Raw genomic sequence first — 15642 nt, 5'->3', positions numbered from 1 at the left:
AATTCCGTTTTAATCATCGAAATAAAAACTTATATAACGTCTTACTGGATAAGCTCCGAGAGGACCCCCTTTGAGAGCTTAACTTCATAAGACCCTTATTAATTTATTCCTTTTAGACTTATTTGAGTTTGCGATTTTATCATCCTTTCCTTTAAAGAATTCCTTCTCCTGTAGTTTAATGCGTTCCCAAGGCGGATTCCCTAAAACAACATCAAAACCATTCTGGGCTTGCACTTCGGGGAATTCCAGCGGCCAGTGGAAATAGTTATCCTTCTGGGCTAACGAGTCCATTTTTCCCAAGAATCTGGCATCGGCCCCTCGGGGATTTGCCACATAAGAATGCAGTTTACGGCTTGTTGGTATCAGTTTATTGTCAAGGTTTTTCTGGGTTTTCTGTACAAAGAAAGCCCCTGTCCATATATTAGCGGCATGCAGGGCATCCCTGTATCCTTGTTCCTTTTTGAAGTGATTATAAGCTTTGGCTTTTTCATTAATATCTTCAACCGTTTGCTCTGGCATTTGGTCAATCTCTTTAAGTCGCTTCGCGAATTGATCCAATGCCTGTATCGCTGAACCTGAAGAAGCCTGTAGTTCCGTTTGCTTACCAGACTTTCTTTCTTTTCTATTTCGCTTCTTTAGCTTCTTAGCAATTCCTTTATCATCACCAATAACCGTCTCAAATGCACCGTCCGGGATTCCCTCATCCAATCGATCAAGATCATCAAGTCCCACCAAACTATTACCGCATTTGATATGATGATCGAGGAATGTCAATGGATATCCTACTGAATGGCTCTCTAACCAAAGGGCAACCTTACAAAGCTCCACGGCCATGGGATTCATATCCACCCCATAAATGCAGTGCTGGATAACCTCTCTGCGAGCCTCCTTGTGAGCATCAGGTCCCGGCTGATCTTCTCCCGTCCGTTCTTTGGCTAAATATTCGGCAATCTTTCGTGCTGCGGCCAGGAGAAAGTGCCCCGATCCCACCGCGGGATCGCAAATTTTCAGGTCGAGTAGCGTCTGAATTCGCTCATCTTTACTGTCTGCTTCTTCCAGCCGCTCTTCAATAACCGGAACAAGTGCTGATTTTATCAGTTCCTGCACCAGCTCGGTTCGTGTATAGTAAGAACCCGTTGTTTTGCGTTCTGTACCCTCAGCAAATTGAAAAGCCCATTCACTTCCTAAAGAAACATTAACGCCCTTCTTAATTTTGGGATCATAGTCCAGTAACGCTTCATAAACCGATCCAAACTCTTCCACGTCCAGCCCGCCGTAATTAACACGCGTTAACTGTCCGCTCTCGTTTTCAAAACGGGCAATAGCATCCAAGCTCCGTAGCAGTACATCATTCGTGAGCTTACATTCAGAAAGCGGATCTAAGGCCGCCGGGCTAAACAGGTCTCCGTTTAGTGCCTGAATACCTAAACGCTGACCAATGGCTTCTTTTTCAAAAAGAGCAAAGGTCTGTTTTAAACTTTCCCAGAGATCTTCCTCATCGGTATTGAGCTGATGTTTTCGCTCCGCTAACGACCGCAAGCGGTTAATGCTGTAATAGTTGTTATAAATAGCTCGATATTCCTGCAGCAGCTCCGCGTCCCAGTCAGTCTCCTTCGGTTTGGGATATATCATATTGCGCTCTTCCGATACCATCAAAAACAGCAGGCGGTAAATAATTTTCAGCAGTTTTCCATAAAACTTGGTGGCGTCTATTTCACCATCGGCAATAAGCTGACGAAGCTCTTCATTATCGGGATGTTTCAGAAAACCATTACCCAGCGTCTGCAAACTAATCTCAACGCTTCCACGCAACTTTTCACGAATGCGCGCCCCAGACTCAATTGCATCCTGGTGATATTGCTCAATAATAGAATCCGGACTCTCTTCGGGCTGTGTGGGCATTCGGCTAGCATGGATGAGTCGAAACATAACAGCAAAATCACTGTACAGTTCATCTTCAAACATGGCTTCCAAATCGAACTCTACATATGATAGACGCGAAAGTCGGGTAGAGTCCCGAAGAAGACGTAATTTAGAACCGTTCGTTACCAGTCCATAAAGGTGTTCAGTAAGATTCAGGTATTCCTGTACCAATCCGTGTGGAGACAGCCGGGATCCGCCATAATCACGCTTTTGTTCCAGCTTGTCTTTCGTACTCATGATATGAACCGGAAACCCGCCGCGATCCATACCACGATGACTGATATTATAGCTCTTGCCGTTCACCATTTCTGCTTTTTCAAAACTCAGCTCGTATCCCAGCGAATCCAGCAACGGTAGCATCCAATAGTTTCGGGTATCCGAGGTACCCCATTCCGATTCCTCCCAACGTGATTTCTTTTGCTTAAAAATTTCCCACTGCTGGCGGGCTAAACTATAGGCAAACTGAATTTCATCACGGAGTTTCTGATTTTCGCCCAATCCAAAGTCTTCAGGAGTTTGATAGTCATACCCCTCTTGACTCAGTTTTGAAAGTATTTCAGCACTTAGTATTTGGCCTTCAATAGTTATGCTTTGAAAGGAATCCATAAAATTAATCGTTGCTTAAATCAATGATACTTACACTGCCGGAAGTAGGATATACATACCCATCACATCGGGAGGCAGAACAGGTTCAACTCCCGTATATCTTCCCCCTCCTACAGCTTCATGATATTGGTCATGCGCCTCAATTAACTCTTCCGTTCGTTCACGGGTAAGTTCTTTTAAACTTTCTTCCATTTTTTCGCTTTTAAAATCTCGCAATTCAGCTTCTGCAAAATACTTTTTTTCCTGCTGAGAGAGGTTTGCGACTGCTTTTACTTTGTTCAGTAACTCTTTCACATGGTCATGATTCAGGAAATCCTCGTCCTCAGGATCCCCTCTATATCCCCAGAGCACCATTTCTTCAGCTACCAACTCATTATTTCGCTTTTTCTTGGAAATAACATTACGTACCCGGAGTAACAAAAGGGTTGTTTTAACATCTACCTGGTCCGTTCGGACAACCGACATTCTTGAAAACGGTGACTCCTCGTCCTGAAATGTCAGTCCCATAATTTTTTGTGATAATTGTTCAATAAAAGGATGGTTACGTCCCAGGTAATAGACATCTTCGGGCAAGGGCGCTTCAAATCCTACCTTAATTTTCTCTTTTTCTGGCAATAGTTCTCTAAGACGTTTTGAAAGCTGTGTCGTATTCAGATAGTACTGATCGGATTTGTTTGGTACCGGCCGTAGTTCAATCCCTATATAATCGGCGGCATCCTTTACGAATTTTTCTACATCAGCCGGACTTCCAAGAGCTTCATCAGAATCAACCAGGTACTCTTTAATTTCTTCTGGCTTGATAGCTCGCTGAGCAAAAATACTCCTGGTCGCTTCTTCACGACTTTTGGCACGCTCTATAGCCAAGCTTGCTTGATCCGCTCCCTTTTTAACCACCTCATTCTGGAATCCAAGCTGCAACTGGCTCATATCCGTATTCACGGAACCGGGATTCAGTAATACTGCATTTAAAACGGCTTCCATAATGGATTTACTGTCATCAGGAAATGGAATAGAAATTCCCGTATCCTTTTTAATCTGTCGGGCTTTTCTCAGTAGAACCTTTAACACCGTTGCATCAATTGGATTCCCTCCTCCATATAAGAGCGCTGTTTTTACCCTGGGAGCTATTTGTCCAAAGCGATCCACCCGACCTTCTCTCTGTTCAATTCTATTAGGATTCCAGGGTAAATCATAGTGTAATACAGCCGTAAAGTGATCCTGCAGGTTAATTCCCTCACTAAGGCAATCAGTGGCAACCAACACCCGATATTTCTGCTTGCCTAAAGCCTCAACCTTTTCTTTTCGCTGCTCATCAGCTAATTCACTGGTAACCGATTCGACTTCGGTATCACGAATATAGCCTGAGGGCAAGTTATCCCGAATTTGATCGGCCACATAGTGAGCAGTAGAAATATACCGGCAAAATATAATCGGATTGTATCCGTCCTGCAGCCACTCCCCAACGATGTCAATCGCTGCCTTCACCTTGTTATCCTTAGATGGCTTGCCTAAGTCTTCAAGTCGATTGGCATAATTTCTCAATCGTTGGGCTTCAGCTTGCTTTACTTCAAGTGATGAGGTCACGGCCGTCGGTTCCACATCTTCATCCTGCTCGTCATCATCTAAGACCAACATTTTGGCCGTTTCATCATCGACCTCGTCCAACTCATCTTCTTTTTTATTAGCTCGTTTTCGCAACATAGAAACCCCTGCCGTGGGACTTGAGATGATACCACGCAGCAATCCAAGTGCTGTCCAGTAATGAATATGCTTCGACTCGGTATCTGCCTGTATCATCTCTTTTGCATAACCAAGGAAATCTGTAAAAAGAACTTGGTAATCATTACCTAACTGGTACTCCAGCTCTTCAAAATCTCTATCAGGAAATTGCGTTTCTTCCCCCATCCATTTAGTAACATCACCACGCCTTCGCTGGACAAAATACTTTGCCAATTCTCTTCGGGTTTTTTGATCCGAGTTTGCTATCTCAACATCGGAGAATTCAGGTTTCAGCATTCCCAATATTGATTGGAAGGATGTTTCAAATCCCCGGTGAGGTGTTGCAGTAAGAAGTAATAATTCCTGTCCCTCCTTATTAGAAATATCCTTGATTAGAGAATGACGCATCTGTGTATTTCGGTGTTCTCCTGGTGGCTCTGCACAAGTATGGGCTTCATCAACAACCACCATTTCCGGACACTCATTGATAAAAGTCTGCCGATATTTATCCTGTTTTATATAATCAATAGATATAACCTGATACGGAAAATAATTAAAAATAATTGTATCGGGTGGCATCTTGCGCTCCAGGTAGGAGATAGACTCCGAGCGAATGACGACTGGATCGATATTGAATTTTTCTTCGAGTTCTTTAGCCCACTGATCACAAAGGTGCGGTGGACAAACCACAGAAAAACTATCGATATCCCCTCGTTCTAATTTCTCCTTAACAACGAGAAGGGCTTCGATGGTCTTACCAATACCCACATCATCAGCAATAAGTATTCGCGTTTTTTCTTGTCGCAACGCCATAATTAGAGGCACCAACTGATAGGCTCTGGGTCTAAAGGAGAGTTTACCAAAAGAACGAAACGGACCCGCTCCATTTCTAAATGATAATCTTATTGCATTGTACAATACATTGGTAGAAGAGATATCTCCAAACTTATCAGGTGAAGGTAACGGGAATTGAAATGGCTTGGGACGATCCTTCGCATCCAGCAATGGAAGGTAGATTCCCGTTTCTTCTGTTTCTGTACCACCAAGGGGACGTAATTTTAAAAGTTGTTCATTATTTGATGGCTGTACTACCCAATTCCTGTTTCGTACCGATACTAAGGTACCTGGTTTATAATCCATTCTTTGCTATTACTTAAAATCTAAATTTGAACTTCTTGAAATATATCCGGACGGCTTTCTACAAATGTATTAAGATCTTGATCATAACGATATACCAGTACCTGATATCCTTTTTTGCGAAGGGCTTTACGTTTCTTCTCGTCCCCACTCTGTACACCAGGCTTATCATGAACATTACCGTCAATAAAAATGACTACATTGGGTTCATAAAAGAAATCAGCATTGACATATAGTTCGCTCACATCATATTGGGCCTTATCAGGTAGAGAAAGACCGTTATCTGCAAGATAATCTAAGAACTCTTTTTCAAGGCTCGAGTTTGGATCTATTCGCTCCCGAAGGTATTCCAATTGCTCTGAATAATTTCTATTCGTTCCTTTCTTTTTCGGATCCGGCTCAGCCACTTTAAGCAGTTCCAAAGACCCTTTTATCTTATGACGATCTAATAGCTTATGATGGTATTGGTTATAATAGCTTAGCAAATCATCGTAAGATGCCTGAGGCAGCTCCTTTTCCTCTTTTTTAGGTTTGGTAAAGTGGCAAATTTCATATGCCTTTTCTACTACTTCCCTAAATTTCTTGGGTTGATCAGCCAGTGTTTTTAAAACACCTAAACTTCCTTCTGATGCTTCATACACAAGAATATTGGGAGCTTCTTTATCTCCCATAAGTTCCACACGAATTTCATTGGGCTCTACTCTAAACACTTGCTCAATAGCATTTTTTAAGGCGTATTGGAGTGTTATTACCCCTTCATATTCCAAACCAAGAGTTGAAGTAGGATGTAAATAAATAGCATCCGCAGTATCCCTTACATAAAGCTGTACATTCGCAAACTCATCAACTGATTCTTCTTTTTCTTTATCAGCTTTATTTCCTTTAGCCCATTCTCCCGTAGTTAGGTTAAGCAGGAATCCTTTCTCTGTAGATGTGCGCCACTTTCTATTAATAAAATAGAGTTGAGCTGCAGGAATGTATCTCATAGTCATTAAATTACCTTCACTGCCTTTAAGCTCAATATTTTTAACGCGATCCATACTTCCATCTACCTTAAAGTAGGTATCAATTTCATAACCGCGAGATTGTCTTTCTTCCTCATTACAAGAAATTCTTTTACGTGGCCTCGTTTGTACCTCTCCCATGTGGGTCAAATTATTGATAATCTCTCTGGAATTATCATCGTCAAGCTGTTCTTTCGTAAAGGGACAAAGCTCGTTTTCAAAATCTTTCCCATCGAGAATATAACCACTCTTCTTTGCTACTTTTGCCCTCGTTAGTTCTTTGGATGCATCATTGACATTCATCCTTGTAACTGAATAGGTAGAACCATTGTGATATATAATGTTTCCGGGTCCGAACTCCCTTAAAGCAATATTCCTTGGTCGAGACAAGTAGTCACCCTCCATACTAATGTCGTTTGAAGGCATATAGGCTCGAATAGGAAGTCTGGTAAAGTTATATCCCGGTAAAAACCCTTCTGAGGCTAAGTAGCGATAAGGATAAAACTCCGAAAGGCTCCCACCTTTGCGATATTCATTTTTCAGCAAAGAAATTTGTCGCCTTGCTTGATCTTCATTTATTCCTGCTAATTTCTTTTCGCTACTTCCTGCTTTATACGTAGGATTATCGAGGATATTTTGAGCCCTTCTCCGTTGTGAAACGGCATCTTTATATAGTGATCGCCATCGTTCCAGGGCCTCATTAAACCTGCCAAAGACATTATTTATCTTACTTTCCAACCATTCTTCAGAATACCAAGCTAAGTCATCTTTTATATCAGATATTACAAAATTGAATAGCTTTTTAATGTTACGTTTCTTTTTGTCAGATAGATCAAACTTTAACTTTACCTCTTCCTTTATCGGTAAAACATCTTCATCTCCCAAGTCAAGGACATTTGCTATTGAATCATTTAAATCTCTTAAACCTACCTCAGATAAACAGATAGCATTTAGATGACTCATTACAAGCTCCTCATTCTGCATATCCATACGAGGAGGCAACACTTCTCCAGCCACCATATCTTTTGAGTTTTTAAAATAGTGGCGATCGTGTGAAGAATAGTTTGCGCAGTAGGTGAATGCTAATGCTGCTTGTCCACTCCGGCCAGCACGACCACTTCTTTGTGCATAGTTTGCCGGGTTCGGTGGCACATTACGCATATGAACTACATTAAGATCAGCAATATCAATCCCTAACTCCATAGTGGGGGAACAAAAAAGAGCATTTATATCGCCTTTTTTAAATTCTCCCTCTCTATTTTGGCGCTGTTCATTATTAATTTGGCCAGTATGCTCAGAGCCGTTAAAAAATAGATCATAATTCAATTGGTTCTTATACAAGTCACGGAAATAGGTGTTTATCTGATCTTCCGTTTCTTTGTACGATCTGTTATGAACAGGGTCATCCATTAATGTTTCACCATCACCAAGTTCCCAAACTATAGGATCAGCCAACAACTGATAGAGTTTTTTCGTCTCTCCAGAACCTCTATCAGTAACCTCCTTAACAGAAAAATACGTACCACGGAGCTTATCTAATAGAGTCCCTAATAAGTTCTCATAAGAATCTTTATCAGTTATGTGATCTTCTAATTCAGGTAATTCTTTAAGATAGCGTCCTAATCTACTGAGATATCCAATACTTTCGGTGGGTATTTGACTGGGTTTTCTATCAAATGGACGAAAACGCATCCAATTTGGCCTTTCAATACGTTCACTCTTATCAAACCCCCATTCTTCGTTCAGAGTGTTTTTAATTTTCTTCTCGTTCTCTTCTATTGTGTCAGGATTTAATGCTTCATGGGCAACAGCAAATTTCTTTCTGAAATAGTCTAAAATTTGATATAGAATTTCGCGCCGTTGCTCCGGTATCATTTCAGAAAATCCGGGAATATCCTTCCATTGTTCTTGTTTACTTATTTCCTCTAAATGACCGTAGTCAATTTTAAGCAATCCACACTGTTCAAGGTTGGGTAATGTTACTTTCCATCCATACTTCAGATCATAAAGTAAATCATACAATAACTTCGTTTTAAGAGCCTCTTCATTCCTATTAACTACGTGAAAGGCATCAGGATCTATAGGATTAACAGCATACTCTTCCTCCCTTAAGTTTAGTGCTTTAAAAACAGATTGAGCTATAACAGCATGATCTAAAGTATTATTATCAGCTTCCTTTAATGCTTTGTGAATTGCTGCTCTTAAACGTATTGTTTTTGTAAAGTCATTAAAATGACCGGCCTGCAAAGAGGCATCTTGACGAACATCAGTAAAGCTTAATAGCTTACTCGCTTCTTTGTTATAATTCGCCTCTTTTAACGCCTTAATTGTCGCCTGGGATATTACTGAAGTAGCTGTACTTCTTGCCTCACTCCCTAACTTAGTAAGCTTTGTATATTCACTGGTACCCCCATGGAAAAACGCTCCAGCTGTAGGATCAAATGGCAATGGAGATCTTATAAACCAAGCTTTCTCGTAACCTTCCTCTTTGGTAAGCGAATAGTTTCCATATACATCTACCCATATTTCTTGAGGGACCTTTTCTTTATACTTCTTTCGAATCCCTCCTTTTTTTGTTTTCCAGGAATCTGGCAAATATACGATATCGTCATATGCCCACACCGGCTCTTCGTGGTCAAAAACAATATAACCACTACTCAAGTCATGCTCTTCATCCTCTTCTGAAGTTTGCTCATTGAAATCGTGTTGTTCCAATGTAAGGTCAACTTCATTTTTCTTTACGCAGATAAACTCGTGACCCGAAGCCCGACTAAATACCATAGGATACAATGGAACAGATTCCCCCTCTTCTACAGTAAAATAACCGGCATCTAACTTTATGTCTTCATCAATATCCCGTTTTGCTGGGCTTTTTAATTTTACATGGACTGAACCAGTTTGGGATATAAATTGGTGTAATTTATAGGGTAGCCATTTTTGTCGAACATTATTTTTTTCATTCTCTACATTTATACGCTCTGCCCATTTTAAAAACCTCCGGATTTTTTGAGTACATTGATCTACGTCAATCCCAGTAAGGTTTGATAACTCTTCAGAAATTTCATTAAGCGTCCTGGGTTTTTGACGAACATATTGACTTTCCTTCTTTTGTAGTCCGATATCACGTTCCAGCCAAGCCCCTAAAGCATTCTTTTTAAGCTTTTCTACCCCATCATTTATATCAATTTCTTCATTAAGGGCCTGTATCAGTTTATGTTTTTTCTCTTCGGGGTCAAGCTCTTCAAATCCCAATTCAAATGCCTCATCTATAACTTGATCTTCGGTAAACTTTTTCCCGAAAATAGTTTTACCTACATCTGCTACTGCCTCTCTTTGCTCTAACAGTGTACTACCGGTAGCCATGGTAGCTGAAGTACCTATACATACTAAATCGTTCTTACAAGCACTTCTAATTCGTCTAATTTGCATTGCTACATCTGAACCTTGACGCCCCCTATAGGTATGAAGCTCATCAAATACCAAAAACTTCAGTGACTGTTTAAAACTTTCTCTCAGATTTTTTTCTCTAAGCCTTGTCATGATGAGTTCCATCATCATGTAGTTGGTTAGGATTATATCTGGTTGTTCTTCAATAATACGTTCTCGTTCAGTATCACCTTCCTGACCCGTATATTGTGCAAACTGGATTGGAAACTCCTTGCCGGATTCTATGTAATTACTCTCATACTTTTCTATTTCATTATACTGAGAATTAATCAGGGCATTCATAGGATAAACTATAATTGCTTTAACCCCTCTCTCATTGGGATTACGCAATACATAATCAAAAATAGTACCCAAATAAGTTAATGACTTCCCTGATCCTGTACCCGAGGTTACAATGAAATCCTCAGCATTCGTCCCCAGCTTTAAAGCTTTAACTTGATGCTCATACAGATCGTAACCTTCAAAAATATTACTCAATTCTGGATGCAGAACCCCCTGCTTACAAAGGTTCTTTACGCTTTCACCTTTTTTATAGGAGGGATTAAATTGAATAAGAGGTTCAGGCCAAAGCTTCCCTTCACTTAGCTCTTGATCTACCTTTTGTCTTATTTTGTCATCTTTTAAATCAATAAAAGATTCTACAAAAGATTCGTATTCCCCGATTATCTGTTGATGAATATCAAATATGTCCACAACGAAGAGGTTAATTTAAATAAAAGCCAATCTGCTCAACAATATGTAAAATTTGAAGGATTGACTAAGAAAGATTTTAAATGTGCAATTAAATATTCCGAATTAATGAATTAAAAACATGTTCATAAGCTTTATCTTGGTCGTATTTAATCTCAGGACGCAATAAAGCCTTAATATCTCCGGTAAATTCTCGGTCTTGCATCTTTTCTTCCAAATTGAGTTCAAACTCTCTACCCGTGGGCGGTCGGTTGTCATTTTCTTCCATATATGCCTGGAAACAACGAATAATACTTCCAGTATCAACTTCAAGATGTGTAAGAGCATAATGGAGATCAAAAAGATCGCGCCCCTTTTTACGCTGATATAAAGCTCGAAGCTTGGTCCCCAACAGTTCTTCTGGCTGATAGGTCACGATATCTGCGGAACCGCTAAACCACCGATTTTCAACAGTAAATCTCTCTTCATTTAAATCTAATATATTTATGTGCTCCCTTGTATTAATCTCAATTTTAATACGCATCTCTGGTGGCGGCGGATATTCCGTTTCGAAGGAATAATACACAGTCCAATTATGATCAGCTGATTGCACGTCTCGGTCTTCTTTTCCTCCCAAGAATAACAATTGATCGTGGATAGCTTCGAGTATAGGTTTAATACGACCTTCCTTGAGCTGAACCAGATCAATGTCTTCTGAATAGCGAGCCTGAGGATGTAAGAATAATTTGTGTAGAGCTGTCCCACCCCGGAAGGCAAGATGTTCTCTTAAAAAATCATTTGAAAACAGTTCTACTAATGCTCTTGAAATAACCAGATCTTGTTCTATTTGTGCATCTTGTTGCCAAGGAGCTGTAGTACGCCAAGCATCTATATAAGCCTTCGGTATCATAATTCTGCTTCTATCTCTATGTTCGGTATTACTTTCCAACGATTTGGAGTGCGTTGATTATCGCTTTCTTCAGACGTACTTAGTTTAGTAGGATAAAATGTACGTTCATCAAGAGCTTCAAAAATAGCATCTGCTAATTTAGCTTTACTGAGCACCTCATCAAATATATATCCTAATCGTTGAAGGGTCGTGGTTTGGTTGAATCTTTGTGCTGCTTTAAAGAGATCTGACGATTCAATATTACTTTCTAATTCAGATAAAACGGTAGCTGCTCTATTAAATCCGCCAATCCGATCTACATAAAATAACAAGTCAAAAGCTGTTAGCTCAGGTGATGAAATATTTATAAAACCTGCATCTGTTTTTTGCTCTTGGATATCTTTTTTATCCCACTCTTTTTTTAAACAAAACACTATAGATTGACGCCGATTGTCTATAGGACGAAGGTAGGATGAATCATGAACGATAAATTGCTGCTGTGGTTGTTGATGGGCGGCCCCATGGTACATGGCGGCCGTTAATAGACCAACATAATATTCACGATCCAGAAAGGTCATTAGATCATCAATGAAATATCCAAGGGGAAGGGTCTGTCGCGTAGAATATTCAGGTGGTATTATTAAGTAGAACTTATTCCGTAGTCGAGAAATTTTGTTCTGTTCAAGTAATCGCTGAGTCGTTTTTTTAAAAGCATTTTCAGACAACTCAAACTCTTTCTTTACCTCATCTGCGGTAAAGGTAAAACGCCCCCGGCTTCTTTGCCGATCCAAAAATGAATCTAAGTATTCGTAGTGATTATTAGCCATAATTTTAGTTTTCACCTACAAAATGGGCGGAAGTTCGACCCCTTTTGCAGTTAATAACTAAAATATTATTTAAAAACAAACTATTATTGAATAGCCTAAATCTAAATTCATCAATCTGGCGATAGCCCCTTTCATTTAAGTTCGTGTAATGACATTACTTATATCATCATCAAAATATTATGTCATCGGAATAGCCAATCATATCTATATTTCGGCACTATTCTTTGTTTACTGCCAATAATTAGAAATATAATTGCCTAAAAAAGAATCTTGTCCCAATACTCCAGAATTTTATAAGAGGTTATGAGCTTGGGCCCCTGTCATTTTAATTGAAAAAAATGGACCTGAGCAAATGGGAAGAATTACCAACAAACAATAGCTTTAGCCCAATTCTAAATAACTATCAAAGATCATCCCAGGAAGCTGGATATCCCTTTTCGTTTAGTACAACTTCAACATTAGTGTTAATAGACTCTGCGGCTTTAAGAAATTCATCAACCTTATACTGAATCAAATAATCAGCTAAATCATATCCTTCTTCTTTGTCATTACTATCAGTACTTGCTTCAAGGATATCCGAAACTCTAATGTCACAAAAGTATGATAGACTTTTCGCTTTTTCTTGCCAATCCTGATAAGCTCCTAAATCAGGAAATAGCGTCACACTTCGTCCCATTAAACACTTACAAAGCTCTGGTTTTAAGTTGGACTTGGAGCCTGCAGCGAGCCACGTAAATTCAGGAAAGTAAGCACTACTAATTATAGCCGTTTTCTCACTCTCAACTATGGCCACAGGAATTCTTTTATCATCTGTTAACAGATGCTCACCATACAAACATTGCTGAAGATTATAACTCTCATACAATAAGCTATGCACCCAATTTATGTGTGGGTAAGGGTCTTTGACTCTACGGCCATAGGTATCATATAGCATTACTTTACCAGTGCGAATCCTACCCTGGATATCAATTTGCCAAAAGACCGTTGCTCCATCCCAGTGTTTGGAAGTGCCAATGTGGTAGGTGTTTATGAGCTCTTGAACAACCTCTCTGTCAAAAAGCGAGTGCAGATATTGGATAAAGTAATTTTGGTTATAGCCTTTTAAACTGGCCGTAAAAAACTTTTGAGGTATGTGGTCGATACGTTGGGGTTCTGCTTTTAAAACGCTTCCTTGGTGCCAATAGGAATCATCCTCTTGCCCATAGCCATTCCTGTACGGATCCTTAAAATACCCACAACTACCTTCACGGTCACAACGTCCATATTCATCATCAATATACTTACTGGTTTGATAGTCTTTATATCTGACAAACCTCTTCTTTCGGCATTGTGGACACTGGAACTTCTTACTACTCGCGTCAAGTCTGTAACGATATGTTGTAATATCCTGTCTCATAAAAAAGTTTTTTATAGAGCTACATTTCTTGCATTTCCTACATCCGAAAGGCTTCTACATCGTTTAAGTCAAGGTACTGTGTAGCTGATGTAACAAATGCAGGTTCAAAAGAAAAGTTTTTATTGTTGGGGCTTCCTTAGATAAACAACATTGCCAACCGATTTCCGCATCACCTTGATTCCACTATTTTCAAGTCGCTTTTTAAATTTACTCTTCCCTACCGGATAGTAACCGTCTTCACCGCAAAATCCTTTATATTCACTAAAGATCTTTGATAACCTTACATATAATTCAATAGACTTCACATATTCACTTTCATTCAAAAACTTCAGCACTGAATCTGACTCCATGCGATACTTTTCGTTTTGTTTCTCTACTGTTTCGCAGGAGGTGAATCCTCTTTGCTTTAAAAGCCGTTGAAGTCCATCCAAGACCCAATTAAACACCCCGGAAAGCTCATTTCGAATAATCTTCGCGGCTAACTCTTTGTCCTGATGGTCTTCGGGGATGGTTTTGTCAAAAGGAACAATCATAAATCGTCGAAAAAAGGCATTGGTATGTTCTACATCGGTAGGTAGCTCGTTGCAGTTAAAGATGAGCTTGGCATAGTCGGTGAGGGTGAAGGGCTCGCCGTAGGGTAAGCGAGCTTCAACAGGTTCTCCCGAGACCAGTTGCTTAAAAAGGGCCGTATCCATACTCCCATTGATCTCACTCGCATAATTAACTAGTCGGTTAGCCAACTTTGCCCGATAGTATCCAGATTTATCTGTTAACGACTGAAGAGTATAGGTGGAGACGTTTTCATTACCAAGGAGGGCATTGACAATCTCAAAAAACACGCTCTTGCCATTCCCGCCCGGACCAAGTAGTATTAACGCTTTTTCAAGCTTAAGTGTAGATGTATTAACAAAAACATACCCAACAAACTCAGCAAGCAACTGCTGCATATCCCTATCAGGTAGTACCTCATCCAAATACTTGGTAAATCTTGGCGAAGACGCCTTATTATCATATCTGAACGGTAGTTGATATGTTAAAAAATCCGCTTGCTTGGGAGGGCGAATCTTAACCGGCACTTTGCTCGCTGGATTAATTTCAACGGTTCCATTCTTAAGGTTTATAAGAACAAGCTCGTCCGGCTTTTCTGGAGTTGGTAGATGAGCAAAACTCATAAATTGCTTTAGCAACTTTTCACGAAATTGATAGTAATGGGCATCAAATTTATTGACCCCCATTTTTCGGGCTGCTTGACCTAAGAAAGTCTCCAATTGGTCTTCCTCAAGTTGGCTCCAATAAGCCCCATTGTACAGGTATATAAAGTCATGCTTTTTGCATAACCCCCAGTTATTATTCTCAGCGAGCTCTAATATTTTCTCAATCGCAATTACTACATAGTGCTTCTTATTGGGCTTATCGGTTCCAGCTTCCTGGTAAAAGTTCACGTCCTCTACCATACCAAGGAGCTTTTTGAGTACTTCTTCGTGAGGCGTAGGGGAGGGTGGCTTGGCGTGTTTTAACACACCATTCTTTAATATTTCAGGTGTTAATTGCTGCATTTTAAAAAGTAGTTTTGTATTAATTTTCTTGTTACAGGCCATTCAAAGGCAGGATACTTTTCCCTTACGTATGGTAGATTAGGCTCAAATGCATTAGGCTGGTCACCTAGTTGACGATATGACTCAGCAATACTTTGGGCATCCTTATGTACGTGATCCGGGAATTCAGGTAGGCATACCTCTTCACCATTTTTGTTGCTTGCCTCCATGGTGATGGTATTAGAGATCACACCTACCTCTAGTAGGTCTAACCTCATTACTCCACTAATTTATGGGTTGCTTTATTTTCGGTATTAGCTTCTATCCATTCCATGATTTCAGACTCACGGAATCCAACGGCATTTTTCGAGATCTGGACTTTTCGAGGAAAGTCAGGCTCCTTCATCCTGTCATAAAGGGTAGATAGGCCGATTCCTAATTGGTCTGCTAGTACTTGTGGGCGTATTAATTTTTCCATAACGGTCAATTA

At 40.0% G+C, this 15642-nt stretch carries 8 protein-coding genes; all 8 read right to left on the bottom strand.

Annotated features, from left to right (window positions below; translation table 11 throughout):
- Nucleotides 1–84: 84 nt before the first annotated feature.
- A complete protein-coding gene (locus FN808_RS17195) occupies nucleotides 85–2529 on the bottom strand; it encodes an Eco57I restriction-modification methylase domain-containing protein (RefSeq protein WP_142715857.1) in 2445 nt (814 codons plus the stop codon).
- Nucleotides 2530–2559: 30 nt separating this feature from the next.
- Nucleotides 2560–5388, bottom strand: coding sequence for a DUF8741 domain-containing protein (locus tag FN808_RS17190; protein WP_142715856.1), 2829 nt, complete (start codon nucleotides 5386–5388; stop codon nucleotides 2560–2562).
- 20 nt (nucleotides 5389–5408) lie between these two features.
- Nucleotides 5409–10529 (bottom strand): DEAD/DEAH box helicase, encoded by a 5121-nt coding sequence (locus FN808_RS17185; RefSeq protein ID WP_142715855.1) that lies wholly within the window; start codon nucleotides 10527–10529, stop codon nucleotides 5409–5411.
- Nucleotides 10530–10617: 88 nt separating this feature from the next.
- A complete protein-coding gene (locus FN808_RS17180; protein WP_142715854.1) occupies nucleotides 10618–11415 on the bottom strand; it encodes a nucleotidyl transferase AbiEii/AbiGii toxin family protein in 798 nt (265 codons plus the stop codon).
- Nucleotides 11412–12221: a type IV toxin-antitoxin system AbiEi family antitoxin domain-containing protein gene (locus tag FN808_RS17175; RefSeq protein WP_142715853.1), complete on the bottom strand. Its 810-nt coding sequence runs from the start codon at nucleotides 12219–12221 to the stop codon at nucleotides 11412–11414. The genes FN808_RS17180 and FN808_RS17175 overlap by 4 nt, the downstream gene beginning before the upstream one ends.
- A 403-nt stretch (nucleotides 12222–12624) precedes the next feature.
- A complete protein-coding gene (locus FN808_RS17170) occupies nucleotides 12625–13617 on the bottom strand; it encodes a DUF6371 domain-containing protein (protein WP_142715852.1) in 993 nt (330 codons plus the stop codon).
- A 119-nt stretch (nucleotides 13618–13736) separates the two neighbouring features.
- Nucleotides 13737–15173 carry a DNA primase family protein gene (locus FN808_RS17165; RefSeq protein ID WP_185958475.1) on the bottom strand — a complete coding sequence of 479 codons (1437 nt, stop codon included), beginning with the start codon at nucleotides 15171–15173 and terminating at the stop codon, nucleotides 13737–13739.
- 256 nt (nucleotides 15174–15429) lie between these two features.
- On the bottom strand, nucleotides 15430–15630 hold the full coding sequence (locus FN808_RS17160; protein WP_142715850.1) for a helix-turn-helix transcriptional regulator: 201 nt from the start codon (nucleotides 15628–15630) through the stop codon (nucleotides 15430–15432).
- Nucleotides 15631–15642 lie beyond the last annotated feature (12 nt).

The sequence above is a fragment of the Fodinibius sediminis genome (assembly GCF_900182555.1).
Classification (GTDB): domain Bacteria; phylum Bacteroidota; class Rhodothermia; order Balneolales; family Balneolaceae; genus Fodinibius; species Fodinibius sediminis.
The sequence above is the reverse complement of the archived record's forward strand: the minus strand, read 5'-3'. Positions and strand labels throughout refer to the sequence as shown.